Source organism: Tabrizicola flagellatus, assembly GCF_008271465.1.
GTDB lineage: Bacteria > Pseudomonadota > Alphaproteobacteria > Rhodobacterales > Rhodobacteraceae > Tabrizicola > Tabrizicola flagellata.
The window spans coordinates 80347-106675 of the sequence record NZ_VMDU01000002.1; the positions used below are offsets into that span (position 1 = coordinate 80347).

General features: G+C 68.5%; 23 protein-coding genes, 1 tRNA gene and 1 pseudogene. 15 read left to right on the forward strand and 10 right to left on the reverse strand.

Annotated features, from left to right (window positions below; translation table 11 throughout):
* Positions 1-10: 10 nt before the first annotated feature.
* Genes FL625_RS03480 through FL625_RS03490 form a run of 3 tightly spaced genes read left to right on the forward strand, consistent with a single transcriptional unit; the run spans position 11 to position 2021 of the window.
* A complete protein-coding gene (locus FL625_RS03480) occupies positions 11-919 on the forward strand; it encodes a histone deacetylase family protein (protein WP_149587685.1) in 909 nt (302 codons plus the stop codon).
* Positions 916-1155: an exodeoxyribonuclease VII small subunit gene (locus FL625_RS03485; RefSeq protein ID WP_149587247.1), complete on the forward strand. Its 240-nt coding sequence runs from the start codon at positions 916-918 to the stop codon at positions 1153-1155. The genes FL625_RS03480 and FL625_RS03485 overlap by 4 nt, the downstream gene beginning before the upstream one ends.
* On the forward strand, positions 1152-2021 hold the full coding sequence (locus tag FL625_RS03490; RefSeq protein WP_149587248.1) for a polyprenyl synthetase family protein: 870 nt from the start codon (positions 1152-1154) through the stop codon (positions 2019-2021). The genes FL625_RS03485 and FL625_RS03490 overlap by 4 nt, the downstream gene beginning before the upstream one ends.
* Before the next feature lie 21 nt (positions 2022-2042).
* On the opposite strand, the gene FL625_RS03495 is transcribed toward FL625_RS03490, so the two are convergent.
* A complete protein-coding gene (locus FL625_RS03495) occupies positions 2043-2813 on the reverse strand; it encodes a hypothetical protein (RefSeq protein WP_149587249.1) in 771 nt (256 codons plus the stop codon).
* Positions 2814-3045: 232 nt separating this feature from the next.
* On the opposite strand from FL625_RS03495, the gene dxs reads away from it, so the two are divergent.
* Entirely contained in the window at positions 3046-4959 is a 1914-nt protein-coding gene (gene dxs, locus FL625_RS03500; RefSeq protein ID WP_149587250.1) for a 1-deoxy-D-xylulose-5-phosphate synthase, read from the forward strand.
* Positions 4960-5092: 133 nt separating this feature from the next.
* A pseudogene (locus FL625_RS03505) lies at positions 5093-6013 on the forward strand (restriction endonuclease).
* 95 nt (positions 6014-6108) lie between these two features.
* On the opposite strand, the gene pip reads toward FL625_RS03505, so the two are convergent.
* Positions 6109-7080, reverse strand: coding sequence for a prolyl aminopeptidase (gene pip, locus FL625_RS03515; RefSeq protein ID WP_149587253.1), 972 nt, complete (start codon positions 7078-7080; stop codon positions 6109-6111).
* Between the two features lie 68 nt (positions 7081-7148).
* On the opposite strand from pip, the gene ubiG reads away from it, so the two are divergent.
* Positions 7149-7886 (forward strand): bifunctional 2-polyprenyl-6-hydroxyphenol methylase/3-demethylubiquinol 3-O-methyltransferase UbiG, encoded by a 738-nt coding sequence (gene ubiG / locus FL625_RS03520; protein WP_149587254.1) that lies wholly within the window; start codon positions 7149-7151, stop codon positions 7884-7886.
* Here ubiG and FL625_RS03525 read toward each other — a convergent pair.
* Positions 7883-9088: an aminotransferase class I/II-fold pyridoxal phosphate-dependent enzyme gene (locus FL625_RS03525; RefSeq protein ID WP_149587255.1), complete on the reverse strand. Its 1206-nt coding sequence runs from the start codon at positions 9086-9088 to the stop codon at positions 7883-7885. The two genes, ubiG and FL625_RS03525, sit on opposite strands and share 4 nt — an antisense overlap.
* A 529-nt stretch (positions 9089-9617) precedes the next feature.
* Here FL625_RS03525 and FL625_RS03530 point away from each other — a divergent pair.
* The 5 genes from FL625_RS03530 (at position 9618) to FL625_RS03550 (ending at position 13156) form a co-directional block, all read left to right on the forward strand.
* The gene (locus FL625_RS03530) at positions 9618-10211 is read left to right on the forward strand and encodes a hypothetical protein (RefSeq protein WP_149587256.1); all 594 of its coding nucleotides are present in this window, start codon (positions 9618-9620) and stop codon (positions 10209-10211) included.
* Between the two features lie 63 nt (positions 10212-10274).
* On the forward strand, positions 10275-10991 hold the full coding sequence (locus FL625_RS03535; RefSeq protein ID WP_149587257.1) for a class I SAM-dependent methyltransferase: 717 nt from the start codon (positions 10275-10277) through the stop codon (positions 10989-10991).
* A gap of 66 nt (positions 10992-11057) precedes the next feature.
* Complete coding sequence (gene pheS, locus FL625_RS03540; protein ID WP_494338360.1) at positions 11058-12131, forward strand: phenylalanine--tRNA ligase subunit alpha; 1074 nt, start codon at positions 11058-11060, stop codon at positions 12129-12131.
* Positions 12132-12581 carry a hypothetical protein gene (locus FL625_RS03545; protein WP_149587259.1) on the forward strand — a complete coding sequence of 150 codons (450 nt, stop codon included), beginning with the start codon at positions 12132-12134 and terminating at the stop codon, positions 12579-12581.
* Between the two features lie 44 nt (positions 12582-12625).
* Positions 12626-13156: a hypothetical protein gene (locus tag FL625_RS03550; RefSeq protein ID WP_149587260.1), complete on the forward strand. Its 531-nt coding sequence runs from the start codon at positions 12626-12628 to the stop codon at positions 13154-13156.
* Here the strand turns inward: FL625_RS03550 and FL625_RS03555 are convergent.
* The 4 genes from FL625_RS03555 to FL625_RS03570 are packed head-to-tail and all read right to left on the reverse strand — an operon-like array spanning position 13142 to position 17191.
* On the reverse strand, positions 13142-14353 hold the full coding sequence (locus FL625_RS03555; protein WP_149587261.1) for a TIGR03862 family flavoprotein: 1212 nt from the start codon (positions 14351-14353) through the stop codon (positions 13142-13144). The two genes, FL625_RS03550 and FL625_RS03555, sit on opposite strands and share 15 nt — an antisense overlap.
* Complete coding sequence (locus FL625_RS03560; RefSeq protein ID WP_235019303.1) at positions 14340-15629, reverse strand: mechanosensitive ion channel family protein; 1290 nt, start codon at positions 15627-15629, stop codon at positions 14340-14342. Before FL625_RS03560 ends, FL625_RS03555 begins: the two co-directional genes overlap by 14 nt.
* Before the next feature lie 3 nt (positions 15630-15632).
* Positions 15633-16577 (reverse strand): agmatinase, encoded by a 945-nt coding sequence (gene speB / locus FL625_RS03565; RefSeq protein ID WP_149587262.1) that lies wholly within the window; start codon positions 16575-16577, stop codon positions 15633-15635.
* Positions 16574-17191, reverse strand: coding sequence for an enoyl-CoA hydratase/isomerase family protein (locus FL625_RS03570; protein WP_149587263.1), 618 nt, complete (start codon positions 17189-17191; stop codon positions 16574-16576). Before FL625_RS03570 ends, speB begins: the two co-directional genes overlap by 4 nt.
* A gap of 115 nt (positions 17192-17306) precedes the next feature.
* Between FL625_RS03570 and FL625_RS03575 the strand changes: the two genes are divergently transcribed.
* From FL625_RS03575 to FL625_RS03590, 4 genes are all read left to right on the forward strand, one after another.
* Positions 17307-18821: a DUF2125 domain-containing protein gene (locus tag FL625_RS03575; RefSeq protein ID WP_149587264.1), complete on the forward strand. Its 1515-nt coding sequence runs from the start codon at positions 17307-17309 to the stop codon at positions 18819-18821.
* A gap of 78 nt (positions 18822-18899) precedes the next feature.
* Positions 18900-20243 carry a TldD/PmbA family protein gene (locus FL625_RS03580; RefSeq protein WP_149587265.1) on the forward strand — a complete coding sequence of 448 codons (1344 nt, stop codon included), beginning with the start codon at positions 18900-18902 and terminating at the stop codon, positions 20241-20243.
* Complete coding sequence (locus FL625_RS03585) at positions 20230-21006, forward strand: 3'(2'),5'-bisphosphate nucleotidase CysQ (RefSeq protein WP_149587266.1); 777 nt, start codon at positions 20230-20232, stop codon at positions 21004-21006. Before FL625_RS03580 ends, FL625_RS03585 begins: the two co-directional genes overlap by 14 nt.
* A gap of 145 nt (positions 21007-21151) precedes the next feature.
* Entirely contained in the window at positions 21152-23524 is a 2373-nt protein-coding gene (locus FL625_RS03590; RefSeq protein WP_149587267.1) for a DEAD/DEAH box helicase, read from the forward strand.
* A 71-nt stretch (positions 23525-23595) separates the two neighbouring features.
* Here the strand turns inward: FL625_RS03590 and FL625_RS03595 are convergent.
* The 3 genes from FL625_RS03595 to FL625_RS03605 all read right to left on the reverse strand — a co-directional run bounded on the left by FL625_RS03595 (position 23596) and on the right by FL625_RS03605 (position 26313).
* Positions 23596-23671, reverse strand: a tRNA-Thr gene (locus tag FL625_RS03595).
* A gap of 51 nt (positions 23672-23722) precedes the next feature.
* Positions 23723-25174, reverse strand: coding sequence for a heme biosynthesis protein HemY (locus FL625_RS03600; RefSeq protein WP_149587268.1), 1452 nt, complete (start codon positions 25172-25174; stop codon positions 23723-23725).
* Complete coding sequence (locus FL625_RS03605) at positions 25174-26313, reverse strand: COG4223 family protein (protein WP_149587269.1); 1140 nt, start codon at positions 26311-26313, stop codon at positions 25174-25176. Before FL625_RS03605 ends, FL625_RS03600 begins: the two co-directional genes overlap by 1 nt.
* Positions 26314-26329: the final 16 nt, after the last annotated feature.

Genomic DNA, 26329 nt, shown 5'->3' on the forward strand with positions numbered 1-26329 from the left:
GGGCAAGAGCATGCTGGTTTTCACGCATCCCGACTGCGCGCGCCATGTGACCCCGCCCGGGCATCCGGAGCGGGTGGAGCGTCTTGAGGCTGTCGAGCGCGGGCTTCGGGGCAGCGCGGTCGAGCGGCGGGAGTGTCCTTCGGGGGACGAGACGGAGGTGCTGCGCTGCCATCCGGCCGGGTATCTGGCGCGGGTGAAGGGGGCGGTGCCGGCAGAGGGCTGGGTGCAGCTGGATGGAGATACCTTCCTGTCCCCGGGATCGTACGAGGCGGCGCTGCGGGCGGTCGGGGGGATCTGCGCGGCGGTCGATGCGGTGGTATCGGGCGAGGCCCGGACCGTCTTTGTTGCCGGGCGGCCCCCGGGGCACCATGCCGAGCGCGAGACGGCGATGGGCTTCTGCCTGTTCGGGACGGTGGCCATCGGGGTGAAGCGGGCGCTGGATCATCACGGGCTGGGCCGCGTCGCCATCGTGGACTTCGATGTGCATCACGGCAACGGAACGCAGGATCTGCTGTGGAACGAGGGGAGGTGCCTGTTCGTCTCCAGCCACCAGATGCCGCTCTATCCGGGGACCGGGCAGCCTGATGAGCGGGGGGCGCAGGGGCAGATCCTGAACTTGCCGCTGCGACCCGGATCTGGCGGACGGGCGATGCGCGAGGTTTATGAGGGCGCGGTGTTTCCGGCCCTGCGCGACTGGAAACCTGAGTTGCTGCTCATATCGGCCGGCTTCGATGCCCATGCCCATGATCCGCTGGCGGGATTGGAGTGGCAGGCCGATGACTATCGCTGGCTGACCGAGCGCCTGTGCGATTTCGCCGGGGGGCGGGTGGTATCCTCACTGGAGGGTGGCTATGATCTCGATGCGCTGGCGGCCTGCGTTGCCGCGCATGTGGGTGTGCTGGAGGAGCGGGGCCGATGAGCGACAAGGCAGTTGAGACGATGAGCTTCGAGGAGGCGATGGCCGCCCTGGAGCAGGTCGTGGGGGCTTTGGAGCGCGGCGAGGTTCCGCTGGAGCAGTCGATCGCGCTGTATGAGCGCGGGGCGCAGCTCAAGGCGCATTGCGCGAAGAAGCTGGCCGAGGCCGAGGAGAAGGTGGAACTGATCCGGGCGCAGGAAGGCCGGGCGGTGGGCACGACTCCGGCGGAGGGGATGTGACCTTTCAGGAGCGGCTGACGGCGGATGCAGCGCTGTGCGAGGCGCGGCTTCTGGCGGCCTTGCAGGGCCGTGCGGACCAGCCGGTGACCGACGCGATGCGCTATGCGGTGCGGGGCGGTAAGCGGCTGCGCGGGTTCCTGGTGCTGGAAGGCGCGCGGATGCTGGGGGTTCCCGAGGGGCAGGCGGTCAGCGCGGCGGCGGCGATCGAGGCGCTGCATGCCTATTCGCTCGTGCACGATGATCTGCCCTGCATGGACGACGACGACCTGCGGCGCGGGCAGCCCACGGTGCACCGGAAATGGGACGAGGCGACGGCGGTGCTGGCGGGCGATGCCTTGCAGACGCTGGCCTTCGAGCTCTTGTGCGATCCGGCGCTTGGCTCGGCCGAGGTGCGGATGGAGCTGGTGCGGGGGCTGGCGGTCGCCTCGGGTATCGACGGCATGGTGCTGGGCCAGGCGCTGGACATCGCGGCCGAGACGGCGGGGCGGAGCCTGACGCTGGAGGAGATCACCGCGCTGCAGGCGGGCAAGACCGGCGCGCTGATCGGCTTTGCCGCCGAGGCCGGGGCGATCCTTGCCGGGGCGGACCGCGCCCCGCTGCGCGCCTATGCGGCGGCGCTGGGCCTCGCCTTCCAGATCGCCGACGACATCCTGGACGTGACCGGTGACAGCGCGACCCTGGGCAAGCGGGCGCAGAAGGATGCCGAGGCCGGCAAGGCGACTTTCGTCTCGCTTCTCGGGCTGGAGGCGGCGCGAGCCAAGGCGCGCGACCTGGTGGCCGAGGCAGAGGCGGCGCTGGCCCCCTATGGCGAGCGGTCGGCGCATTTGCGCGCCGCCGCCCGTTTTGTCATCGAGCGGCAGGCCTGATCGGCCTGTCGTCGAAGGCCCTTACAGCGACTGGATCTGGCCCTTCAGCGTCGCGATCAGGTTCGAGACCAGGGCCGGATCGAAGGCGACCGGGCCGCGGGCCGCCGGATCGGGGGCGAACATCACCACGTCGTCGAAGGCCAGTGCCATCTTCGTGGCCTGCTGCTTGACCGCCGGATCGCGGCTGAAGACCAGCAGATCCAGCTCTCCCCTGGCCGCCATCAGCAGGCTCCACGCCTTCTGATACTGCGGCACCGCCGTCGTGCCCGAGGGATCGAGCTGCGCCAGCGCCTCTTCGGCGTTCAGGATCAGGGCGTGGAGCAAGTCCTGTTCGGTGGGGGCCAGCGCCTCTTTCGCCCGCTTCAGGCCGGTCAGCGCGTCGATGTAGGTCTCATCCGTAGGGCCCTGGGCCAGCGCGGCGAGCAGCGGCTCCAGGTCCGGGGCGCCGGCCTGGGCCAGGGCCTCGCGGATCTGGGGAAAGTCGGTCTTCCAGGCTTCCTCGAACTGGGCGGCGCCGCCGCCTGCTGCGCCTTCCTGCCGCAGCAGATGACCGAGGAGCAGGTTGCCCTGGATGCCGACCAGTTGGGCCATCACGCCGATCACGTCGTTGCTGACGGTCTGCAACCGGGCCTTTGCATCCGCAGGCGCAGGGTGAGGAAAGGCCAGGCCCGGCGTAGCTGCCTGGGCCAGGGGTGCCAACGCCAGCCCGGCGAGCAGCGCGAGGCAGGCGACGCGGCGCCCTGCGGTGGCCACGGTCAGGGTGTGCGGGAGTGTCGGGGTGCGGTTCGGCATGGGCTCCTCTGGGCTGTTGCACGGGATCTCGCGGATGCGGTCCGTTGGGTTGCCGCGGAGGAAGCAGGAAATTGTGACCAATATTCGCTAAGGTTGTGGCGGCACTGGGCAAAGTTGCTTGCGGCTGTGGACAAGCCGCGCGGCCTGCGTCACTTGCGCCGGTCGCGGCTGCGCGATTGCCCCTTGTGGCGATTCCGTCTAGATGCTGCGGAAACGGCCCGAGGGTTTCCGCGTGCAAGACCGTCCCCATACGCCCCTGCTTGACCGGGTGCATCTGCCATCGGACCTGAAGGCGCTGTCCGACCGCGAGCTGCGGCAACTGGCCGACGAGCTGCGGGCCGAGACGATCAGTGCCGTCAGCCAGACCGGCGGGCACCTGGGGGCCGGTCTCGGGGTTGTCGAGCTGACGGTGGCGATCCACGCCGTCTTCGACACGCCGCGCGACAAGCTGATCTGGGACGTGGGCCATCAGTGCTATCCGCACAAGATCCTGACCGGGAGGCGGGACCGGATCAGGACCCTGCGGCAGGAGGGGGGCCTGAGCGGCTTCACCAAGCGGTCGGAAAGCCCCTATGACCCGTTCGGGGCAGCGCATAGCTCGACCTCGATCTCGGCGGCGCTGGGGTTTGCCATGGCGGCGGATCTGGGCGGCGATCCTGGCGACGCGATCGCGGTGATCGGCGATGGCGCGATGAGCGCCGGCATGGCCTTCGAGGCGATGAACAACGCGGGCCATCTGGGCAAGCGGCTGTTCGTGATCCTGAACGACAACGAGATGTCGATTGCCCCGCCGGTGGGAGCGTTGTCGGCCTATCTGAGCGGGCTCTATGCCGCCGCGCCGATGCAGGACCTGAAGCAGGTGGCGAAGGGGATCGTGGGGCTTTTGCCCTCGCCGTTCCAGGAGGGGGCGAAGCGGGCCAAGGACATGCTGAAGGGCATGGCGGTGGGCGGAACGCTGTTTGAGTCCCTGGGGTTCGAATATGTCGGTCCCATCGACGGGCATGACCTGGACCAGCTTCTGCCGGTGCTGCGGACGCTGAAGGCGCGGGCGACGGGGCCGGTGCTGCTGCATGTGCTGACGAAGAAGGGCAAGGGCTATGCCCCGGCCGAAACGGCACGGGACAAGGGGCACGCGACGGGCAAGTTCGACGTGCTGACGGGCGTGCAGGTGAAGGCGGCGTCAAATGCTCCGTCCTACACCAAGGTCTTCGCGCAGAGCCTGGTGGCCGAGGCGGAGCGGGACGAGAAGATCGTCGCGGTGACGGCGGCGATGCCGGACGGGACGGGGCTGGACCTCTTCGCCGCGCGGTTCCCGAAGCGGTGTTTCGACGTGGGGATCGCCGAGCAGCATGCGGTGACCTTCAGCGCGGGGCTGGCGGCGGGGGGGATGAAGCCGTTCTGCGCGATCTATTCGACCTTCCTCCAGCGTGGCTACGATCAGGTCGTGCATGACGTGGCGATCCAGCGCCTGCCGGTTCGGTTTGCGATCGACCGGGCGGGGCTGGTGGGGGCGGACGGGGCAACCCATGCGGGGGCCTTCGACGTGGCCTTCCTCGCGAACCTGCCGGGGATGGTGGTGATGGCGGCCGCCGACGAGGCGGAACTGGTCCACATGGTGGCCACTGCGGCGGCCTGGGATGAGGGACCGATCGCGTTCCGCTATCCGAGGGGCGAGGGCGTGGGGGTGGAGATGCCCGCGCGGGGCGTCCCGCTGGAGATCGGCAAGGGCCGGGTGATCCGCGAGGGGTCGCGGGTGGCGATCCTGTCCTTCGGCACGCGGCTGTCGGAAAGCCTGAAGGCGGCGGAGGCCCTGGGCTCGCGCGGCGTGTCGGTGACGGTCGCGGATGCCCGGTTTGCGAAGCCGCTGGACCGGGACCTGGTCCTGCAACTGGCGCGGGGGCACGAGGCGCTGGTGACGGTGGAAGAGGGCGCGGTGGGGGGCTTCGGGTCCCATGTGGCGCAGCTTCTGGCCGAGGAAGGGGTGTTCGACCGGGGGCTGAAGTTCCGGTCGCTGGTCCTGCCGGACATCTTCATCGACCAGGCCTCGCCCGAGGCGATGTACCGTGTCGCGGGGCTGGATGCGGGGCATATCGAGGCCAGGGTGCTGGAGGCGCTGGGCGTCGCGGTGGTGGGGAAGAGGGCGTGAGTGTCCACGGTGGACAAATCCGCCAAACTGTTGATTTACATTGAAAAGGCTTGCGGCTGTTAAGGTGGTGTTAACCCCTTGCCGCGATGATTTGCAGGGCTGCTGAACCGGGGGTGAGATGCCTATTCCGACGATGGGTGAATTCCTGTTGCCCTGTCTGCGCCTGTTGGCAGCCGATGCGCGTAACACGCGGGATTGTCTGCCTGCGCTTCGGGTGGAGTTCGGGCTGACGGACGACGAGATGGCCGAGATGCTGAACAGCGGCACCCGCACCCGCGTCTTTGATCGGGCCGACTGGGCAGTGTTTCATCTGCTGAAGGCGGGGCTGGTCGAACGGCCGGAGCGGGGGGTTTATCGTGCCTCGGCCGAGGGGCGGGCGTGGCTGGCGGCGGGAAAGCCGCTGGACTGGCGGATCATCAAGTCGATCCCGGCTCATCAGGCGGCCATGGCCGAGGCCGCCGAAAGGAACGCGTCGAAAGAGGCAGCCCCCGGTCTGTCGCGCGACGTTGCCGACCTGCCAGACGAGACCCCGGAAGACCTGATCGAGCGGGCATCCAAGGAAGCCGAGGCCGGGCTGATCGAAGACCTGTTGCAGCGGCTTTACCGGATGAATCCCGTCCGGTTCGAGCGCCTGATCCTCGATCTCCTGAAAGCCATGGGCTACGGCGCGGGGTCGTTCGGCAAGCACGAGATGACCAAGGCCAGCGGCGACGGAGGGATCGACGGGATCATCCACGAGGACGCGCTGGGGCTGGATGCGGTCTAAATCCAGGCGAAACGCTATCAGGCCGAGACCAAGGTCGGACGCCCGGCGATCCAGCAGTTCATCGGCAGCCTGACGGGGGAAGGCGCGACCAAGGGGGTGTTCGTCACCACCTCGGATTTCTCGGCCGAGGCGCAGGGATACCTGTCCAAGGTGCAGCACCGGGTCAAGCTGATCGGCGGGCGGGAACTGGCGCGGCTGATGATCCGGCATGGCGTGGGCGTGCGCGACCGGGTGTCCTATGTCATTCGCAGCGTGGACGAGGACTATTTCGCCGACCCCGAAGGGTGATGTCCGCCGCGCTGTGGGAGAGTCGCCGGTCCTTTTGCCCGACCCGGGGACAATCGCGGAAAGCCTGACCTGCGGATGGTGCGCTGTAGCACACCCTACGATTGACGTAACCCGTCCATCACCCGCACCAGCGCCTCGCTGATCCCCGGTTCGGACAGGGCATGGCCGGCCATGGGGACCATCTTCAGCTCGCATTTCGCCCAACCCCGCGACAGGGACCAGGCCGACTGTGGCGGGCAGATCATGTCATAGCGGCCCTGGACGATGGTCGTCGGGATGTGTTCGATCCGGCGGCGTTCGCGCAGGATCCAGCCGTCGCATTCCAGGAAGCCCGCGTTCTGGAAATAGTGGTTCTCCAGCCGCGCGAAGGCGCGGGCATAGTCCGAGGGGCTTTCGCCCAGCGCGCCTTCGTTCTGGATCGAGGCAAGGGCGTTTTCCCAGTTGGCCCAGATCCGGCCGAAGCGGGTTTCCTCGACCAGGTTGCCGGAAAAGAGCCGGCGGTGATAGGCGGCGATCAGGTCGCCTCGTTCGGCCTCGGGGATGACTTCGACAAAGCGCGACCAGAGATCGGGGAAGAAGGCCCCGGCGCCGCCGCCGTAGAACCAGGTGAGCTCGGCCCGGGTGGCGAGGAACACGCCGCGCAGGACCAGGTGGGAGACGCGGTCGGGATGCGTGATCGCATAGATCAGCGCCAGCGTCGCGCCCCAGCTGCCGCCGAAGCCGATGAAGCGGTCGATGCCGAGGGTAGAGCGGATGGTCTCGACATCCTGGACGAGGTGCCAGGTGGTGTTGGCGGTGACGCTGGCATGGGGACGCGACCGGCCGCAGCCGCGCTGGTCGAAGAGGACGACGCGGAAGGCGCGTGGGTCGAAATAGCGCCGCATCGCGGGAGAGCAGCCGCCGCCGGGGCCGCCGTGGAAGACGAGGACGGGGATGCCCTCGGGGTTGCCGCATTGCTCGACATAGACCCGGTGGCCGTCGCCCACGTCGATCACGCGCTGATCGAAGGGATCGATCGGCGGGTAAAGGTATTCGACTGCGCGCTTTTGACCTGATCTCTGATCCATGTTCGACCTATATAGCCATGGGAAGGCCCGGAGTCGAAGGGCAATCGGTGGACGGACGGGAGACGGCGATGACGGTGGACACGGTTGACCCGGCAGAGGTGGCCAAGTTCGAGGCGATGGCCGCGGAATGGTGGGACCCGGAGGGCAAGTTCAAGCCGCTGCACATGCTGAACCCCTGCCGGCTGGACTATATCACCCGCCAGATCGCCGCCGAGTTCGGGCGCGACCTGGCGGGGCCGGCGCCGTTCAAGGGGTTGCGGATCCTCGACATCGGCTGCGGCGGGGGCCTCTTGTCCGAGCCGATGGCGCGGCTTGGCGCCGACGTGGTGGGCGCGGATGCGGCCGAGAGGAACATTCCGGTGGCGCGGGTTCATGCCGAGCAGTCGGGGCTGGCGATCGACTATCGCCACACCACGGCCGAGGCGCTGGCCGCGGCGGGCGAGCGGTTCGACGTGGTGCTGAACATGGAAGTGGTCGAGCATGTCGCCGACCCGCAGGCCTATCTGACCGCCTGCCAGGAGCTGCTGAAGCCGGGCGGCCTGATGATCTGTTCCACGCTGAACCGGAACCCGAAGTCCTTCCTGATGGCGATCATCGGCGCGGAATGGGTGATGCGCTGGCTGCCCAAGGGCACGCATGACTGGGCGAAGTTCATCACGCCGGACGAGCTTTACGCGCTGATCGAGAAGGCGGGGCTGCGGCCGGTGGACCGCAAGGGCATGGTGTTCAACCCGGTGACCTGGCGCTGGGGCATGTCGGACCGCGACCTGAGCTGCAACTACGTCACCGCCTCGGTGAAGCCCTAGGCCGGAACCGTGCGTCGCGCCGGCAGACGGTCGAAAGCGCGGGAAACATCGCGGATCAGGTCGGCGAGGTCGTCGATATCGGCCAGGCCGTGCAGGGCGGAAAGTTCGATCCGCCAGCGCGGGGCGTGAATCGGCACCTGCGGGGCCATGAGCAGGCCCACCCTCGGTCCGGCGCTTTCCAGAAGGGCGGTCCTGGGCAGTGCGGTGTCCGCCGGCAGCAGCACCGGCACGAACGGTGCCGAACTGCCCGGGACGCGCAGCCCGTCGGCCATCAGGTGATTGCGCAGCCGCAGCGAAAGGCCATGCAGCCTGCGCCGGCGATGGCGGCCCTCGGGGCTGAAGACGACCTCGGCCGCGGCAAGGATGACCGCGGCGCGATCGGCAGACAGGCGCGCCGGACCGGGATTGTCACGCCATGGCGCGGGGGTCAGGTCAGGATCGCGCCAGGCCGCGAAGCCTCCGGTCGCGCCGAAAGCCGCCGCGAAGCAGCCCAGCACGAGATCGACGCGGCCGAGGCAGCCCTGGATCTCCATCACGCCGCACCCGTCCTGGCCCATGACCCCGAAATCCTGGGCCAGATCGACGATCAGGCGTGCGCCATACTCTCGGGCAAGCAGGCAGAGGTCCGCGAGGTCCGCCACCCGCGAGCCATGGGCGGAAACCGTCGGCACGACGATGAACACCCGGTCCGCATCCGGTTGCCCGGCCAACCTGCGCAGGCGACGCTCGACCCCTTCCAGCGACGCGAAGGGAAAGCGGAACAGTCCGGCACGGGAGGCAAGACCCGTCTCGAGGAAGGCGGCATCGGCGCCGGCATCGACAAGCAAGACATCGCCCGGGCGAAGAACGGACGACAGGACGAGGCGGATCGCATCCGCTGCCGAGGCGAAGGCCACCGCCTCCGGAAGCCTGAGTTCCGAGGCGATCCGGCGTTCCAGAGCCTTGACCGGACCGTCCTGCACCGTCGCCAGGTCGGCCCCGGGACGGGGATGCGGATCGGGCAGGCAGGGGTCGAAGGGTTCGGAAACCGAAAGCCCGCCCAGCCCAAGCGGATCGCGCGTGGCGAAATCGAGCCGAGGCCGGCGCCGGGCGTCGGTGTGCGCACTGAAATCCCGAAGCGGGCCGCCGTCGATCAGATCGCGCGGACGGACGGCCTGTGCATCGGCGCCGGGGAGCTCGTCCGAGCGTGCGGGTCCGGGCATGTCGTGACCTCTTCCAGTTCCGGGTTCGATCTGCGGCCGCGGTTCGTCTGCCGCCTTCTGGTGCCACCCTGCGATCAAGGGGGAGAAGCGCGCGTTAATTCCCCGTGAAACGCCGGGAAGGCGCGACATCGCGGCCCGCCGGAGGGCCTGGAACCGGCGAATCGACCGTCTGGACACCCCAAAGGAGAGGGCAGATTTCACGCGATTTCACGATTTTCTCGCGGTCCGCGGTGACGCTCCGCGGCGATTGACGAAGATTTCACGCAGGCTTTCCGAACATGGCCCCCGATCGAGAGATGCGAGCACAAGCAGGGCCAAGACGATGTTCATCCGGCTGATAGGGCAGTTCCAGGTGCAGGATGCGACCGGACGGGACCACACGCCACGCGGGGCGAAGGCACGCGCCATTCTGGCGATGCTGAGCCGAACGCCAGACCATTGCCGACCCCGGCGCTGGCTGGAAAGCCGGCTCTGGTCGGACCGCGGGCAGGAACAGGCATCGGGAAGTCTCCGTCAGGCCCTGACCGAGTTGCGCAAGAGCCTGGGTCCGCTTGCCTCGCACCTGAAGAGCGACCGTGACTGCGTGGGGCTGACCGGCTTCACGACCGACCTCGACAGCGATCCCGAGGCGGCGCGTCTGGCCCTGGCGGACGGGCGCGAATTCCTGGAAGGCATCGACATCGTCGATCCGGCATTCTGCGCATGGCTGGCCGACGAACGGCAGCGTCTGGCAGAACGGATCGGCACGCAGGACGTGACCGCGCCGGGGCTCCGGGACAGCCAGCCATTCACCCTGAGGCTCGGGTCGCTGCCCGCGTGGACCGGGGCCGATGTGGCCCGCGACCTGGCCGAGGCGGTTGCCCGGCTGGCAGCCGAACATCTGCTGCGCGATCGCGCTGCCGGCTTCGGCGCATCGGCGGCCGGTTTGCAGGAAGGGCTTGACCTGCAGATCGAAGGCGCCTGGAGCGAGGACCGCGCGCATCTGAAACTGCGGCTGCTTGCCCGGTCGAACCAGAAGACCATCTGGATTCGGCGGCTGATCGCGACCCGGCATATCGCCGAAGAGGGACAGGGTGCCTTGCCCGCGCTTGTTATCGAGACGACGGACGCGCCGATCATGTAGGCTTGCCGCCCGGCCGACCGACGGGATAGCTGGGTGGCGGGTCCGGACCGAACGGGGGCTGCCATGACCACCACGCGCTATTTTCGCGACTTTCCGGCGCGAAGCGGCGACCGGATGCTTCTGAAAATGGAGCACTACCTGGAGGTCTATGACGAGCTTCTGTCCGACTGGCAGGGGCGCGACGTGTCGTTCCTGGAAATCGGGGTCTACAAGGGAGGCTCGCTGCCGATGTGGCAGGGATTCCTCGGGGCGGGTTCGCGCCTGGTGTTCCTCGACATCGACCCGGCCTGCCGCGACCTGGCCCTGCCGGGGACCGTGGTGGAGATCGGCGACCAGGCAGACCCGGTCTTTCTGGAGCGGATCGCCCGGGACCACGGGCCTTTCGACCTGATCGTCGATGACGGCGGGCACAAGATGCACCAGCAGATCACCAGTTTCCGCCACCTCTGGCCCCGGCTGCGCGACTGCGGCCTGTATATCGTCGAGGACGTGCACACGAGCTATTGGCCGGGCTTCGGCGGCGGGTTCCGGGAGCCGGCGAGTTTCATCGAATTCGCCAAGGACCTGATCGACCGGATGCATTCCTGGTACACCGAGGACGACGCGGGCTTTCCGCTGCATCCGCTGGCGCGCGAGATCGGGTCGATCCGGTTCCACGACAGCCTGGTGGTCTTCGAGAAGCGGTTGAAGGAGCCGCCGGTCTCGATCGCGGCGCAGGACGGGAAGGTCACGCGGTCGCGAAAGATCCTCGAAGTGCGTGGTCGGCGGTCGATCTTCTGAACCTTGCATTGCGGGACCTTCGCCGCTAGCAGAAGGTCGGTTCTCAGGAGACGGATGATGGACGGGATCGACACGCTGAAGGCCAGGTATCTGGCGGCGGTGGCTGGCGCGGCGGATGAGGCCGGGCTGGAAGAGGTCCGCGTTGCTGCCCTCGGCAAGAAGGGCGAGATTTCCGCGCTGATGGCGGGTCTGGGCAAGATGGACCCCGAGGCGCGCAAGGCGGCGGGGGCGAGCCTCAACGCATTGAAGGACGAGATCGACGCGGCCCTGCGCGCGCGCAAGGTGGCGCTGGCGGATGCGGCTTTGGACGAGCGGTTGAAGTCGGAATGGCTGGACGTGACCTTGCCGGGGCGGCCAAGGCCCCGGGGCACGGTGCATCCGGTGCCGCAGGTGATGGAGGAGCTGACGGCGATCTTCGCCGACATGGGCTTTTCGGTGGCCGAGGGGCCGCAGGTCGAAAGCGACTGGTACAACTTCGACGCCCTGAACATTCCGCCCGAGCACCCCGCGCGGCAGGAGCATGACACCTTCTTCATGGCCCGGGCCGAGGGCGACAATCGCCCGCCGCACGTCCTGCGCACGCATACCTCGCCGGTCCAGATCCGCGCGATGCAGGAGCGCGGCGCGCCGATCCGGGTGATCGCTCCCGGTCGGGTCTACCGGATGGACATGGACCAGACGCATACGCCGATGTTCCACCAGGTCGAGGGGCTGGCGATCGACCGCGACATCAGCATGGCGAACCTGAAATGGTGCCTCGAGGAATTCTGCCGGGCCTTCTTCGAGGTGGACAAGGTGGAACTGCGGTTCCGCGCCAGCCATTTCCCGTTCACCGAGCCGTCGGCGGAGGTGGACATCCGCTATTCCAACGTCGGCGGTCAGCTGAAGATCGGCGAGGGCGACAAGTGGATGGAGATCCTCGGGTCGGGCATGGTGCATCCCAAGGTGTTGCAGGCGGCGGGGGTTGATCCTTCGCAGTGGCAGGGCTTCGCCTTCGGGATGGGGATCGACCGGATCGCGATGCTGAAATACGGCATCCCGGACCTGCGGGCCTTCTTCGAGGCCGACCTGCGCTGGCTGCGACATTACGGGTTCAGCGCGCTGGACGTGCCGGACCTGGCCGGGGGCTTGTCGGCCTGAATGGACGACCCGGACCTTTCCGCGCGCAAGCACCTGGCCGCCAATGACCCGGCCTTCCCCGCGCGGCGGGAAGAGGCCTGGGGGCGGATCGTGGCGGCGCTGGATGGGGTGCTGGGGCCGGCGGGTTATGTGCTGGCGCGGACGACCTGGAACAGGGTGACGGCGGCGGGGAAGTCGGCGGTGCATCTGCAGCGGGACCGTTATGGCTGGGACGTGCGGATCGTGCTGCGGTTCGTGACGCCCGATGGCGAGGTGCCGGACCATCCGGACTGGCCGGGCGGCGAGGATGTGGCGCTGGCGGAGTTCTTCGAGCGGGCGGACAACGATCCCGGGACGCTGGCCTTCATCGATGTGCTGGAGCGGCCGGACTGCCTGGATCGGGCGGTGGACATCCTGCGCGAGCAGGTGCTGCCCTGGTTCGAGGCGCTGCATGGCGAGGCCATGACGTGATCCGTTGGCTGCGGCGGATGCTGACGTCCAATGCTTCCGGTCGCGTGTCGGGCGGCGTGCCACCCAGGCCCGGTTGGCAACTGCCAGAGCCGACAGAGGCGGAGAAGGCGGTCGTCCTGGCCTTTCTGAACCGTCCCGACCGCAAGACCCGGCGCGAAGCGGTGATCCGGGCGCTGCGCGATCGGCTGGACAGGCTGATGCTTCCGATGGGATTCGTGCGGGACGGCGCGGACTGGGAACGAGACCTTCCGGCAGGTCAGGCCAGGGTTGCGATCCAGCGGTTCAGCGGGGGAGTGAACGCGACACTGGTCGTGGCGTTTGTACCCAAGAGAAGGCCTGCGCATGTCCACGCCGACCGCCTTTGGACGCAACTGCCGAATTTCGTGCTGACGGGCGAGCACCGCTTTGCCCGTGATGGGACAATCCACTATGCCTTGGCCGACCACGATGCCGCGACGATGGACTTTCCGCTGGCGGTCCTGCGCGACCGGGCGCTGCCATGGCTGCTTGCGCACGGGCAAGGAGATTTTCCCGATCTGCAAGACTTTCGGAAGCGCCCGCTAGGCGAGCCGTGACGCCGCCGCCCGTCCTGCCCAGCGGCCGGTGGCCCAGGCGGCGGTGAGGAGGTAGCCGCCGGTCGGGGCCTCCCAGTCCAGCATTTCCCCGGCGGCGAAGATCCCCGGGATGGCCTTCAGTTCGAGGTCGGGGGTGAGGGCGTCCCAGGCGATGCCACCCGCCACGCTGATCGCCTCGTCCAGCGGGCGGGGGCCTTGCAGCGGGATGGGCAGGTTCTTCAGGTGGGCGAAGGGCTCGGCGCGAGAGAACTCCATCACCAGGGCGATCCGGGTGGGGTCGAGGCCGAGCTTGCGCAAGCGGTTGGTGACGCTGTCGCCAGGTTTTATTTTCGACAGGCGGCGGGTGATCTCGTCCTGGCTGAGGTCGGGGAGGAGGTCGATGGCGAGTGTATATGCGTCGCGTAGATACTTGTATATACTGTAAATGCCGCCGCCCTCCAACCCCTTGGCGGAGATGACGAATTCTCCGCGCTGCTCGTCGAGCACTTCGTGCACTCCTCGCGGAGAGACGGTGCGAGGAGTGGATGAAATCCTCGACGAGCAGACTCTGAGGGCGACGCCCTTGACGGGCTGGCCGAAGAACGGGGTCATGTGGGGGGACCAGTCCACGCGGAAGCCCATGTTGGCGGGTTGCCAGTTGGAGACCTGCACGCCTTTCGCGCGCAGCCAGGGGACCCAGGCGCCGTCGGAACCGAGGCGGGACCAGCTGGCGCCGCCGAGGGCGAGGATCGTGACCCTGGGGGCAAGGGTTTGCTGGCCGGCGGGGGTGTCGAAGGTGAGGGCGCTGCCGTCGAACCCGGTCCAGCGCCAGCGGGTGCGGATCTCGACGCCTTGCGAGGTCAGGCGTTGCAGCCAGGCGCGGAGAAGGGGCGAGGCCTTCATCGCCACGGGGAAGACGCGGCCGGAGGAGCCTGTATATACAGCCTGGCCGAGGGCGCGGCACCAGGCCTGCACCTCCTTTGGGCCGAAGTCCTGCAGGATCGGTCGGAGATGGGGGCAGTCGTAGCGGGAGACGAAGGTCTCCCAATCCTCGTCCTTGGTGACGTTCAGGCCGGATTTCCCGGCCATCAGGAACTTGCGGGCGACGGAGGGTTTGGCCTCAATCACAACGACTTGTGCGCCGGACTTCACAAGTTCCTCGGCGGCCATCAGGCCGGCGGGGCCTGCGCCGATGACGAGGGCATCAAGTGGCGGCATTGCGCAGTTCGACGACGCGGTGGGGATAGGGCATCTGGATCCCGGCCTCCTTCAGCGCGTTCCAGATCGCGAAGAGGACGGCCGAGCCATACTTGTTCTTGCCGTCGTCGATGCCCGAGACCCAGTATTCCACCGCGAAGTCCACCGAGGATTCGCCGAAGCCGCGCAGCTCGCAGTCGGGGCCGTCGGGCTGTTGCAGGACGAAGGGAAGCTGCGATACAGCGCGCTCGATAATATCGGGCACGATGTTGATGTCGGTCTCGTAAGACACTGAAAACAGGGCCTCGTAGCGATTGGCGCTGCCCTGGTCTGAGTAGTTGACGACGCGGCTGGTGATGAAATGTTCGTTCGGGACGACGATCCACTTGCCGTCGAAGGTTTCCAGCACGCAGGCCCGGGCGGTCATCTTGACGATGGTGCCCTTCTCGCCCCCGTCGAGCTCGACATAATCGCCCACGGTCGTCTGGCCTTCGAGGAGGAGGATGATGCCGGAGACGAAGTTGGCGGCGATCTGTTGCAGGCCAAGGCCGATCCCGACGCCGAGGGCACCGCTGAGGACGGCGACGGCAGTCAGGTCGATGCCCATGATCGACATGAGGAGGAGGAAGGCCGCGCCGAAGATGGCGACCTCGGAGGCCTTGATCGCCAGTTCCCGGGTGGCGGGGCGCAGGTCGGCCTGAGCCTTGATGTAGCCCGAGCTTTGCCGGTTCGACCACGAGCCGAGCCAGAACAGAAGCGCCCCGGCGATGACGCCACGGATCAGGCCAAGCGCGGTGAAGCGGATCTCGCCGAGGTTCACCTGCGCGGCGTCGAGCCAGGCCGTGACCTCGTCCAGCACGCCCAGCGCGTTCAGCGCCATGACGGGCAAAAGGATGTAGCGGCCCATGAATTTCAGGAGGCCGGGGGGCAGGATGCGGCGGACGAGTTCGAGGGCGGCGAGAAAAAGGAAGACCCGCTTGCCGAAGGCGATGACCTCGCCCGTGCCGAAGGTGGCGCGGGTCAGCCCCTCGCCCACGGCGGTCAGGGCATAGGCGAGGAGGGGCAGGAGCAGCGGCAGGAATTGCAGCGCAAAGCGGCGGAGTCGGGCGATGGGGTGCGTCGCCTCGGCCTTCGGGGTGAGGGTGCGCTCGAGGGCGGGCGTCAGGCGGCGGGACAGGAGGGTGGCAAGGATGTAGGCGGCGATCAGAAGGCCGAACTGCATCAGCGCGGGCGGCGAAGAGAGCCAGCCGAGCGCGATGTCCACCGCCTCTTGCAGCCAGAGTTGCAACCGGTCCAAGGCTTACCTCCGGTTATGGGCGATGCGCCCGATGGTGTTGAGCAGGACTTGCGCGGCAAGGATCGCGGTTGTGCCGGTGTGGTCGTAGTCGGGGGCGACCTCGACCAGGTCGATGCCGATGATGTTGCCCTGTTTCGTCAGGCCGTCGATCAGTTCCAGCACCTCGTAATACAGGAACCCGCCGTGCGAGGGGGTGCCGGTGCCGGGCGCGATCGAGGGGTCGAAGCCGTCGATGTCGAGGGTCAGGTAGTAGTCGACGCCCTTCGGGATGCGGGCGAGGGTCGCCTCGACGCCCAGCTTGCGGACTTGCCGGACCGAAAGGATATCGTCCCCCATCTTGCGGGCGGCCTCATACCCGTCTTTCGCGGTGGAAGAGACGTTGCGGATGCCAAGCGCGGTGATGCCCTTGACGTGGTCCTGTTCGGCGGCGCGGCGCATCGGGTTGCCGTGGCCGTGGCGGACGCCGTGGCGGACATCGACGAAATCGAGATGGGCGTCGATCTGGACGATGTGCAGGGGCCGGCCCGCGAAGGCGCGGATGCAGGGGATGTTGACGGAGTGGTCGCCGCCCAGCACCACGGGGACGGCGCCAGCGGCGAGGATGGCGCGGACGCCGGCTTCGATGTTGGCGTGGCTGGTTTCGGTGTCGGTGTGGACGATGTCGGCATCGCCGATGTCGAGGATGCGGACACCTTCGAGGTAGGTCACGTCGTCCTCGTGGTCGTAGGCCCCGGCGTGGCCGAAGGAGAAGAGGGTCGAGGCCTCGCGGATGGCGCGGGGGCCGAAACGGGCGCCGGCGCGGAACTGGGTGCCGAAGTCGAAGGGCGCGCCGAGAATGGCGAAGTCGGCGTCGATGGCGGACCAGTCGGGCTGGTAGGGGTTCTTGCCGAAGGTCGAGATGCCGACGAAGGGCAGGTTCAGGCGGCCTTTGTCGTAGGCGTTGGTCATGGCGTATCCCCGTTGGTCATGCGTTTCAGGGCGGCAACATGCCCCGGATCGGCCGAAAGCGCATGTTCGGCGAGCGACATGGCGGTGTCGATCAGGGCGTGGGCATCGCAGATCCGGTCGATCAGGCCCCAGGCAAGCGCGGTCTCGGCGTTGATCCTTTGGCCGGCGAGGAGGATCATCTTCGCGCGGGAGGGGCCGATCAGGGCGGCAAGGCGTGCGGGGTCCGAGGGCTGCGGACGGTAGCCCAGCCGCATGACGGGGTAGAAGAAGGTCGCCGCGGGCACGGCGATGCGGATGTCGCAGGCCAGCGCCGCCCCCATGGCGCCCCCGGCGAGCGTGCCGTTCAGCGCGGCGATGGAGAGGCCCGGAAATGCGGCGATGGCGCCTGAGGCGGCCTCCCACGCGGGCGAGAGGCCAAGGCCTGCCTTCATCCCGTCGAGGTCGGCCCCGGCGGAGAAGACCTTGCCCTCGCCGGTCAGGATCAGGACCCTGGCAGTGCTCTGCGTGACGGCGGCGGCGATGTCGTGCAGCATCGGCTCGGTCAGCGCGTTCGCCTTTTCGGGGCGGGCGAGCGTGATCGTGCAGCAGCCGCCCCGGTCTTCGACCCGTATCATCCGTCCCCCGTCCGCCTTTCCTGACCCATGCGCCCCGGCCTTCGAGAATCCCTTGACGCACGCCGGACGAGATAGAAAGGTTGCGCCCGCGAATTCAACCCGAAAGGCATAAGCCATGACCCGCGCCCTGACCTGTTCCTCCGCGATCGGTCTTGTTTTCCTTGCAACCTCGGCCGGCGCCGATGTGACCCCGCAGGAGGTCTGGGCAAGCTGGCAGGCCATGCTGACCTCTGCCGGGCAGGAGCTGACGGTCGGCAACACCGCCGACAGCGGGAACACGGTGGACGTGACCGGGGTGGTGGTGGCCTTCAAGGACCAGATGGGCGGCAGCGCCTCGGTCTCGTTCGACAAGCTGAGCTTCGCGGCCAATGGCGACGGCACGGTGACGGTGACGATGCCGGAGAGCTACCCGCTCCAGATGGCCTTCCCGGCCGAGGGCGACGGTCCGGGCTCGCTGAAGCTGACCGTCAAGCAGCCGGGCATGAAGATCGTGGCGGGGGGCAGCGCGACCGAGACCAGCTATGACTTCGCCGCGCCCAGTGTCACCGTGACGCTGGACGAGATCACCGACGAGGACGGCAAGGTGCTGGACACCAAGGGCGATCTGACGGTGGCCGGGATGACTGCCCGCTATCTGGTGGCGCTGGACGGCGACAAGACCAACCTGGATTCGAGCTTCCAGGCGGACTCGATGCAGTTCAACCTTTCGGGCGCGGACATGGAGGACGAGGGCGGCGGCCGCGGCACGCTTGCGCTGACGCTGGCGGACCTGAGCGGTGCGACCAAGGGCACCTTCCTGGGCGCCGACATGATGGCCAACATGGCGGTCGCGCTGAATTCCGGCTTCACGATGGACTCGTCGTTCAACTTCGGTGCCATGACGATGAACGTCGATGTCGAGGAGGCGGCGGGCCCGACCAAGGTGGGGGCGACTGCCACGGGTGGCGGCTTCGTGCTGGTTATGGACAAGACCAGGATGAACTACGGGACCTCGCTGAACGGCGGGAAGTTCACCGTCTCGGGACCCGAGATCCCCTTCCCGCAGGTCGAGCTGGCCTTTGCCGAAAGCGGCTTCAACCTGCTGATGCCGGTATCGAAATCGGACAGCCCGCAGGATTTCGCCTTCCTGACCAAGTTCGTCGATTTCACCGTGTCCGAGGACATCTGGGCCATGGTCGATCCCGGTGCCACGCTGTCGCGCGAACCGGCGACGGTGATCGTGGACCTGAAGGGCACCGGCAAGTGGAAGCAGGACATCATGGATCCCGCGGTGCAGATGGACGGGGCCGAGCCTCCGGGCGAGCTGAACAGCCTGGACGTGACGCAGGTGCTGGCGAAGGCGGCCGGCGCCGAGGTTTCGGCGACCGGCGGGCTGACCTTCGACAACAGCGACATGACGACCTTCGCCGGCATGCCGCGGCCGGATGGCAAGATCAGCATCGGGATCAAGGGGGCGAACAAGCTGGTCGAGAACCTGATCGCGCTGGGCATCCTGAGCGAGGATGACGCGATGGGCTTCCGCATGGGGCTGGCGATGTTCGCGCGGCCGGGGGCCGGGCCGGACGAGCTGACCTCGGAGATCGAGTTCAAGGAGGGCGGCCTGTTCGCCAACGGCCAGCGGCTGCAGTAGCGGTGCCGAAATCTCCCGCGACCTTGCGAAGGGTCGCGGGTGGGGCTACCTGATCCGCAGATCACAGGGAACCCCGCAATGACGCCCAACCTTGCCGACCTGAGCCATGCCCTTCTGGACGCCGCCCGCAAGGCCGGCGCCGATGCCGCCGACGCGCTGGCCGTGGCGGGCACGGCGGTGTCGATCGAGATCCGCAAGGGCGCGCTGGAGAAGGCGGAGCGCTCGGAAAATGTGGAGATCGGGCTGCGCGTGCTGATCGGGCAGCGGCAGGCCTGCGTATCGGCCTCCGACACCTCGGAGGCGACGATCCGGGCGCTGGCCGAACGGGCGGTCGCGATGGCGCGGGAAGCGCCGGAGGATGCGACGGTCGGGCTGGCCGACCCCGGTCAACTGGCGCAGGGCTGGGACGCGGCCGCGCTGGACCTGGCCGATCCGGCCGGAGAGCCGGGGGCGGCGGTGCTGGAGGCGCAGGCCCGGGCGGTCGAAGCGGCGGCGCTGGCGGCGAAGGGTATCACCCAGGTCGAGGCGGCGGCGAGCTACAGCCAGCGGGCGCTGCACCTGGCGGCGACGAACGGGTTTTCGGGCGGGTATGGGCGGACCTCGACCAGCCTGTCGGCGGTGGCCTTCACCGGACAAGGCACCGAGATGCAGCGCGATTATGCCGGGGAGGGGCGTATATACGCATCCGACATGCCCTCGGCCGAGGAGATCGGGCGGCTGGCGGCAGAGCGGACCGTGGCGCGGGTCGGGTCGGTGAAGCCGCGGACCGGGACCTATCCGGTGGTCTATGACGAACGGGTGGCGGCCTCGCTGGTCGGGCATCTGTTGTCGGCGATCAACGGAACCTCGATCGCGCGGGGGTCAAGCTGGGCGCGGGATCTCTTGGGCAAGCAGGTGCTGCCCAATGGTCTGTCGCTGATCGAGGACCCGCATCGGGTGCGGATCGGGTCGTCCCGGCCGTTCGACGGTGAGGGGCTGGCGACCCGGCGGCGCGAGATCGTGGCCGACGGGGTGCTGACCGGCTGGGTGCTGGACCTGGCGACGGGGCGGAAGCTGGGGATGCCGTCCACAGCCAATGCCTCGCGCGGGACTTCGGCGCCGCCGTCGCCCTCGACGACGAATATCGATCTGACGCAAGGGGATTTCAGCCGCGCGGACCTCTTGAAGCAGATGGGAACGGGGCTCTTGGTGACTTCGATGATCGGGTCCACGATCAACCCGACGACGGGGGATTATTCGCGCGGGGCGAGCGGGTTCTGGGTGGAGAACGGCGAGATCGCCTATCCGGTCCACGAATGCACCATCGCGGGGAACCTGCGCGACATGCTGCTGCGGATCATCCCGGCCAATGACGCGCGGCCGCATCTTTCGACGCGGGTGCCGTCGATCCTTGTGGACGGGATGACCCTTGCCGGCGCGTGACCTGGCCCTTCTGACCGAGGCCGCGCGCGAGGCGGGGCGGATCGCGCTGCGCTATTGGCGCAAGGACCCGAAGGTCTGGGACAAGGGCGGCGAGCACGGGCCGGTCAGCGAGGCGGACCTAGCGGTCAACGACATGCTGAAGGCGCGGCTGATGGACGCACGGCCGGATTATGGCTGGCTGTCCGAGGAGACGCCGGATTCCGCCGACCGGCTGGCTGTAGATACGGTGTTCATCCTGGACCCGATAGACGGCACGCGCGCCTTCATCGCGGGCGAGGAAACCTGGGCCCATTCGCTGGCCGTGGCGCACAAGGGCAAGGTGACGGCGGGGGTGGTGTATCTGCCGGCGCTGGATTGTATCTACACGGCGTCCGAGACCTCGGCCCCGATGAAGGACGGTCAGATGATCCGGGTCAGCGGGCGGGACCGGCTGGAAGGGGCCAACATCCTGACGACAAAGGCAAACATGGCGCCCGAGAAATGGCCCGGCGGGGTGCCGGAGATCATCCGCGGCTTCCGCGCCTCATTGGCTTACCGGATGTGCCTGGCGGCAGAGGGGAAGTTCGACGGGATGCTGACGTTGCGCGACGCCTGGGAATGGGACATCGCGGCCGGCGCCCTGATCGCAGAGCGGGCGGGGGCGGTGGTGACGGACCGGACGGGCGCTGCGCTGCGGTTCAACAGCCCCGCTGCGCAGGCGCGGGGGGTGCTGGCGCTGCCTTCCCGCCTGCATGCCGAGGCCTTGGCGCTGCTCAGGGGTTAGGTCTATACAGGCTGCCCGATCTGGGATAGGTGCGGCCCTACGGTCGAGATTCCTGCGACTGCGGGCGAGGAGGCCCGCGACCCGAAGGGACAGAGGCCGTTTGGCTTTGATGGGCGCATGGCTTCGCCCCCTTTGGAAAGACATCATGACGATTGAGAACGTGGCCGCGCCGCTGGCGCAGGCTTTGGCCCTGAAGGGCTATGAGACGCTGACCCCGGTGCAGGAGGCCGTGCTGGCGGAAGGCGTCGCGGGGCGCGATGCGCTGGTCTCGGCGCAGACGGGGTCGGGCAAGACGGTTGCCTTTGGCCTTGCCATCGCGCCGGAGATCCTGGGCGGTCAGGACGTGCTGCTTTACGCCGACAAGCCCATTGCCCTGGCGATTGCCCCCACGCGGGAGCTGGCCTTGCAGGTCGCGCGCGAGCTGGAGTGGCTTTATGCGGGCGCGCAGGCCAAACTTGCGACCTGCGTCGGCGGGATGGACTACCGGACGGAGCGCCGGGCGCTGGAGCGCGGGGCGCATATCGTCGTCGGCACTCCGGGGCGTCTGCGCGACCACATCGAGCGGGGGTCGCTGGACCTGTCGGGCATCCGCGCCGTGGTGCTGGACGAGGCGGACGAGATGCTGGACCTGGGCTTTGCCGAGGACCTGGAGTTCATCCTGGCCGCCGCGCCCGAGGATCGGCGGACGCTGATGTTCTCGGCCACCGTGCCGAAGGAAATCGAGAAGCTGGCGGGTGAGTTCCAGAAGGACGCGCTGCGGATCGTCGCCCAGGGCGAGGCGAAGCAGCATGTGGACATCGAGTACAAGGCCTTCTCGGTGGCACCGCGGGACCGGGAGCATGCGATCTTCAACGTGCTGCGCTTCTACGAGGCGCGGACGGCCATCGTCTTCTGCAAGACGCGGGTGAACGTGAACCACCTGCTCGCCCGGATGGGGAACCGGGGGTTCCAGGTCGTCGCCCTTTCCGGCGAGTTGAGCCAGCAGGAGCGGACCCATGCGCTTCAGGCGCTGCGCGACGGGCGGGCGCGGGTCTGCATCGCGACGGACGTTGCGGCGCGGGGGATCGACCTGCCGGGGCTGGAGCTGGTGGTCCATGCCGACCTGCCCTCGAATTCCGAGACGCTGCTGCACCGGTCGGGGCGCACGGGGCGGGCGGGGAAGAAGGGGGTCTCGGCACTGATCGTGACCCCGGCCGAGTTCAAGAAGGCGCAGCGGCTTCTGGCGGGAGCCAAGGTCGTGGCGGAATGGGGCGCGGCGCCGGGCGCGGATGACGTGCAGGCGAAGGACGACCTGCGGATCCTGGAGCATCCGGCGCTGACGGCGCCCCTGGGCGAAGAGGCCGGGATTGCCGGGGAGCTTCTGGAGCGGTTCGGCCCCGAGGCGCTGGCGGCGGCCTTCGTGCGGCTGTGGCGCGAGGGGCGGTCGGCGCCGGAGGTCTTGTCCACGGACAACCCGATGCCGGCACCTGCCGCCCCGCGCGAACGCGGGGAGTTCGGGCCTTCGGTCTGGTTCCGCATCAACGTGGGCCGGGCCGGTCGCGCCGAGGCGCGGTGGCTGCTGCCGAAGATCTGCGATGCGGGGTCGATCGGGAAGGATTCGATCGGCGCGATCCGGGTGCGCGAGGACGAGACCTTCGTCCAGATCGCCGAGGGCGTGGCGGACAAATTCCGGTCGCAGATCGACCTGGACAAGGGCCTGCTGATGGAGCGGATCGAGGGCGAGCCGGAGTTCGACCGTCCGCGCTTTGACAAGCCACGATTCGAGCGTACGTTGCGACCGGAACGGGCTGAGCGTCCGGCACGGGCCGAGAAACCGGCCTATACGCCAAAGCCGCCCCGGGTGGTCGAGGAGGAGGGTGAGGCCGTTGCGGAAGCCCCGACGAAGCCGAAATACGAACCGCGTCCGAGAGTGACGCCATCCGAGGCCCGACCCGAGCGGGGCGAGCGTCCGGTGCGGAAGGCGTATGAGGAGCGCCCGCCTCGGCAAGAGGTAGAGGACGAGCGTCCGCGCAAGCCGCGCTGGTCGCCGGACCAGAAGGCGGCCCCGCGGTCGGCGGGCTACAAGAGCCATGGCGGGTCAGCGGACCGTCCGGGCCGTGCGGCGGGTTACAAGAGCCATGCGGCCGAGGGCGGCTACAAGGGCAATCCGCGCGAGGATGGGGATCGGCCGAAGAAGCCGTATGCCAACAAGCCGGAAGGCTGGAAACCCCGCGAGCGGTCCGAGGACGGCGAGCGCCCGGCTCGGAAGCCCCATGCGGGGAAGGCCGAAGGCTGGAAACCCAGGGGCGATTCCAAGCCGCGCGAGGAGGGAGAGCGCCCGAAACGGACCTTTGCGCCCAAGGGTGACCAGTCGCGGCCCTTCGTGAAGCGCGAGGGTTCAGGCAAGGCGGCCGGGTTCAAGGGCGCTGCGGGGCAAGGGAGGAAGTCGTTCGAACGCGCGGAGCGTCCGGCCAGGCCCCAGCCGGACCCGCGCGACACCTCGAAGCGGTTCGTGCCGCCGAAGGGTCCGAAACGCTAGGCTGACCGGCGAGGAAGACAACAAGGCCGCCGTGTCCAGAGGGACCGGCGGCCTTTGCCTTCAGGGAAGGATGGTGCCGGTGAAGGGACTCGAACCCCCGACCCCATCATTACGAATGACGTGCTCTACCAGCTGAGCTACACCGGCATCCTTCGCTGACGCGCGGCTATTATCACTGCCGTCCGGCACTGTGTAGCCCTAATTTGCGCGGCGTGCGATCTCGTCCGGTGCGAGGGCCTCGGGCTCGGGCAGCGCAGGTTCGGGTTCGGGTTCGGGGCGGGCGTCCATCAGCGGCAGGAGCTCGGCCAGAGCCGGCGAGGTGGTGGCACTGGCCGGCGGCGTCTTCCAGGACAGCGTGTCGAAGCTGCCGCAGTTGTCGCAGACCGGTTGCCAGCCGTCATGGATCGCATGGCACTTGTCGCAAACCCATTGCGGACCGCGCGGAGCGGAAATAGCCTTGGCGACAAGATCGCGCACGATCACATCGTCAGCGCCTTCACCGCGCGCGATGGCGGCCAGGATCGCCAGCGACCGTTGGGTCGGCGCCCGGGTCGCGACATCCGCGAGCGCACGGCGGGCCGCCGGAAAGTCCTCGGCGGCAATCAGAAGCTCGGCCAGAAGCATCCGGGTCTCGTCGTTGTCCGGGCGCAGGTTCGTCAGGGTCCGGAACCGCTTGAGGCGGTCCTGCGGACTCTCGTCCGGCTCGATCTCCGCGAAGGCGGCTGCGAGGTCGGGATGCGGCATGACCTCCCAGGCCTTCTTCAACACCCGGGTCGCATTCTTGCGATCGCCCTTGGCGATATAGCCGCGCGCGGCCATGGCGGCGGCGGGAATCAGGTCGGGGGACAGGCGGTTCGCCTCGATGGCGGCCTCGCGGGCCTCGATGCTGGCGGTATCGTCGAACACCGTCCTGGCCTGTTGCAGCGCCAGAACCGCATCGCGGCGGCGATAGACATCCTTCGGCAGACCGCCGGATTTCAGCTTGGCACCCAGCGTCTCGCGCGCGCCGGACCAGTCGCCGGCATCCGATTGCAGCTTCAGGAGGATATCCTGCGTCTCCGCGTGCTTCGGCCGCAGCTGGAACGCCTTCTCGGCCAGCTTCAGTGCCACCTCGCGGTCGCCCTCGGCCAGTTTCTGCTGCAGGAGGCCGCGGACACCGACAAAGCGCGTGGCATCGTCGGCCAGCAGGGTCTTGTAGGCCTCGGTCGCGCGCTTGCGGTCGCCGGCGGCCTCGGCGGCCTGGGCCACCAGAAGCGTGGTCAGTTCCGGCTTGCCCAGCAGCCGCTCGGCGTTCTGCGCGCGGCTGAGCGCAAGGCGCGGCTCGCCCGAGGCCAGCGCCATCATCGCCTCGGACAGGGCACGATAGCCCTTGCGTTCGCGATTGCGGTCGAAATAGCGCGACAGCGCGGTTTCGTCGCCGTTGAGAAAGCGGAAGATGGCGCCGAGCAGACCCAGCGCCTTCAGCAGCAGCCAGACCGCGAGGATCAGAAGCAGGCCCAGGACCAGCGCCTGCACCGGACCGATGGTGAACTCCCACCCGGCCACGATGATGCGCAGCGAATCGCCGCTTTCCGCCAGAAGGCCCGCCGCCAGCGCAAGGCCGGCAACGAGCACCACGAAGAGGACGACCTTTGTCAGCGACCAGAGCATCATTCCCCCCGTGCCGAGCGCAGGGCGGCGGCGGCATCGACATGTGCGGTGGCCGCGCCGATCCAGGCCTCCAGTGGTGCCTTCACCGCGGGGTCAAGCGCGGCAAGCTCGGTCAGGGCGTCCGCGACGCGGCCCTCGGACAAGGCGAATTCGGCCCGGGACAGGATCGCATCCGGCGTGGTGCCGGCCTGCGGTGTCAGGGGGCGCGCCTCGGTCTGTGCGGCGAGGAAGTCGAGGACCCGGTCGGTCCAGCCATCCTCGGCACTAGTGGCGCGGGCGATTCGCAGGGCTTCGCGGGCGGCATCGGGGAAGCCTTCCTGCAGCGCGGCCAGCGTGGGAACTCCGGTTTCCGCGACGGCGCCAAGCGCGGCCGACAGGTCTGGGTCGTCCAGCGCCTGAAGCTCGGCGGCGAAGGGGCGCCCGCCGCTGACAGCGGCACTGAGGGCGTCCAGCGCCGCAGCCCGGCGGGCGGCTGCCGCCGCGGTCTCGGCTTCGGCGGCGCGCGCCTTGGCCTCGGACTCTGCGGCATCCAGCCGGGCCAGAGCCTCGTCCAGTTGCTGCTGGACCTCCGCCGAGGCTCCGCCCGCGGGCAGCGCGGCGAGTTTGCGTTCGATCTCGGCCAATTTGGCGGTGAGGGCGGCAGTGCTGCCGGTGCCACCTGCCGGCACGGCCTCGATTGCGGCCAGTCTCTGCTCGAGACCGTCAAGCCGGGAGAGGTCGGGAGCGGCGGGGCCGGGCGCAGACTCCAGGGCCGAAATCCGCGCGGCGAGGGCGGCGACCTCTGCGGTCACGGCATCGGCCGATCGGGCCTGTTCGACCACAAGAGCGTCGATCCTGCTCTCGATCGCAGCAAGGTCTTGCGGAACGGCGGGCGCAGTCAGGCCGAGCAGGTTGAAATGCGACAGCGCAAAGCCGCCGACGGCTGCCAGGGCCCCGCCGAGGAGCGGGCCGAGGATGCCCGGACGGCGCGGCGCCTGCTCCGGGTGCGTCCGGGGCGGAGGAGCGTCCGCCACCGCTGCGGGCGGTGGTTCGATCACGGTGGACTCGACGGCCTCGACCGTCGCTGCCTCTGGTTCGATGGTCTCGGGCGCGGTCGGTTCGGCCGTTGCCTCGGGCGGGGGATCCTTGCGTCTGGTCATGCGTCAGCCCCTTGCA

Coding starts and splice junctions, on each gene's coding strand:
- FL625_RS03480 (WP_149587685.1), top strand. CDS start 11: ATGCTGGTTTTCACGCATCCCGACTGCGCGCGCCATGTGACCCCGCCC.
- FL625_RS03485 (WP_149587247.1), top strand. CDS start 916: ATGAGCGACAAGGCAGTTGAGACGATGAGCTTCGAGGAGGCGATGGCC.
- FL625_RS03495 (WP_149587249.1), bottom strand. CDS start 2,813: ATGCCGAACCGCACCCCGACACTCCCGCACACCCTGACCGTGGCCACC.
- pip (WP_149587253.1), bottom strand. CDS start 7,080: ATGGATCAGAGATCAGGTCAAAAGCGCGCAGTCGAATACCTTTACCCG.
- ubiG (WP_149587254.1), top strand. CDS start 7,149: ATGACGGTGGACACGGTTGACCCGGCAGAGGTGGCCAAGTTCGAGGCG.
- FL625_RS03525 (WP_149587255.1), bottom strand. CDS start 9,088: ATGCCCGGACCCGCACGCTCGGACGAGCTCCCCGGCGCCGATGCACAG.
- FL625_RS03535 (WP_149587257.1), top strand. CDS start 10,275: ATGACCACCACGCGCTATTTTCGCGACTTTCCGGCGCGAAGCGGCGAC.
- FL625_RS03545 (WP_149587259.1), top strand. CDS start 12,132: ATGGACGACCCGGACCTTTCCGCGCGCAAGCACCTGGCCGCCAATGAC.
- FL625_RS03555 (WP_149587261.1), bottom strand. CDS start 14,353: ATGCCGCCACTTGATGCCCTCGTCATCGGCGCAGGCCCCGCCGGCCTG.
- speB (WP_149587262.1), bottom strand. CDS start 16,577: ATGACCAACGCCTACGACAAAGGCCGCCTGAACCTGCCCTTCGTCGGC.
- FL625_RS03570 (WP_149587263.1), bottom strand. CDS start 17,191: ATGATACGGGTCGAAGACCGGGGCGGCTGCTGCACGATCACGCTCGCC.
- FL625_RS03575 (WP_149587264.1), top strand. CDS start 17,307: ATGACCCGCGCCCTGACCTGTTCCTCCGCGATCGGTCTTGTTTTCCTT.
- FL625_RS03580 (WP_149587265.1), top strand. CDS start 18,900: ATGACGCCCAACCTTGCCGACCTGAGCCATGCCCTTCTGGACGCCGCC.
- FL625_RS03590 (WP_149587267.1), top strand. CDS start 21,152: ATGACGATTGAGAACGTGGCCGCGCCGCTGGCGCAGGCTTTGGCCCTG.
- FL625_RS03600 (WP_149587268.1), bottom strand. CDS start 25,174: ATGCTCTGGTCGCTGACAAAGGTCGTCCTCTTCGTGGTGCTCGTTGCC.
- FL625_RS03605 (WP_149587269.1), bottom strand. CDS start 26,313: ATGACCAGACGCAAGGATCCCCCGCCCGAGGCAACGGCCGAACCGACC.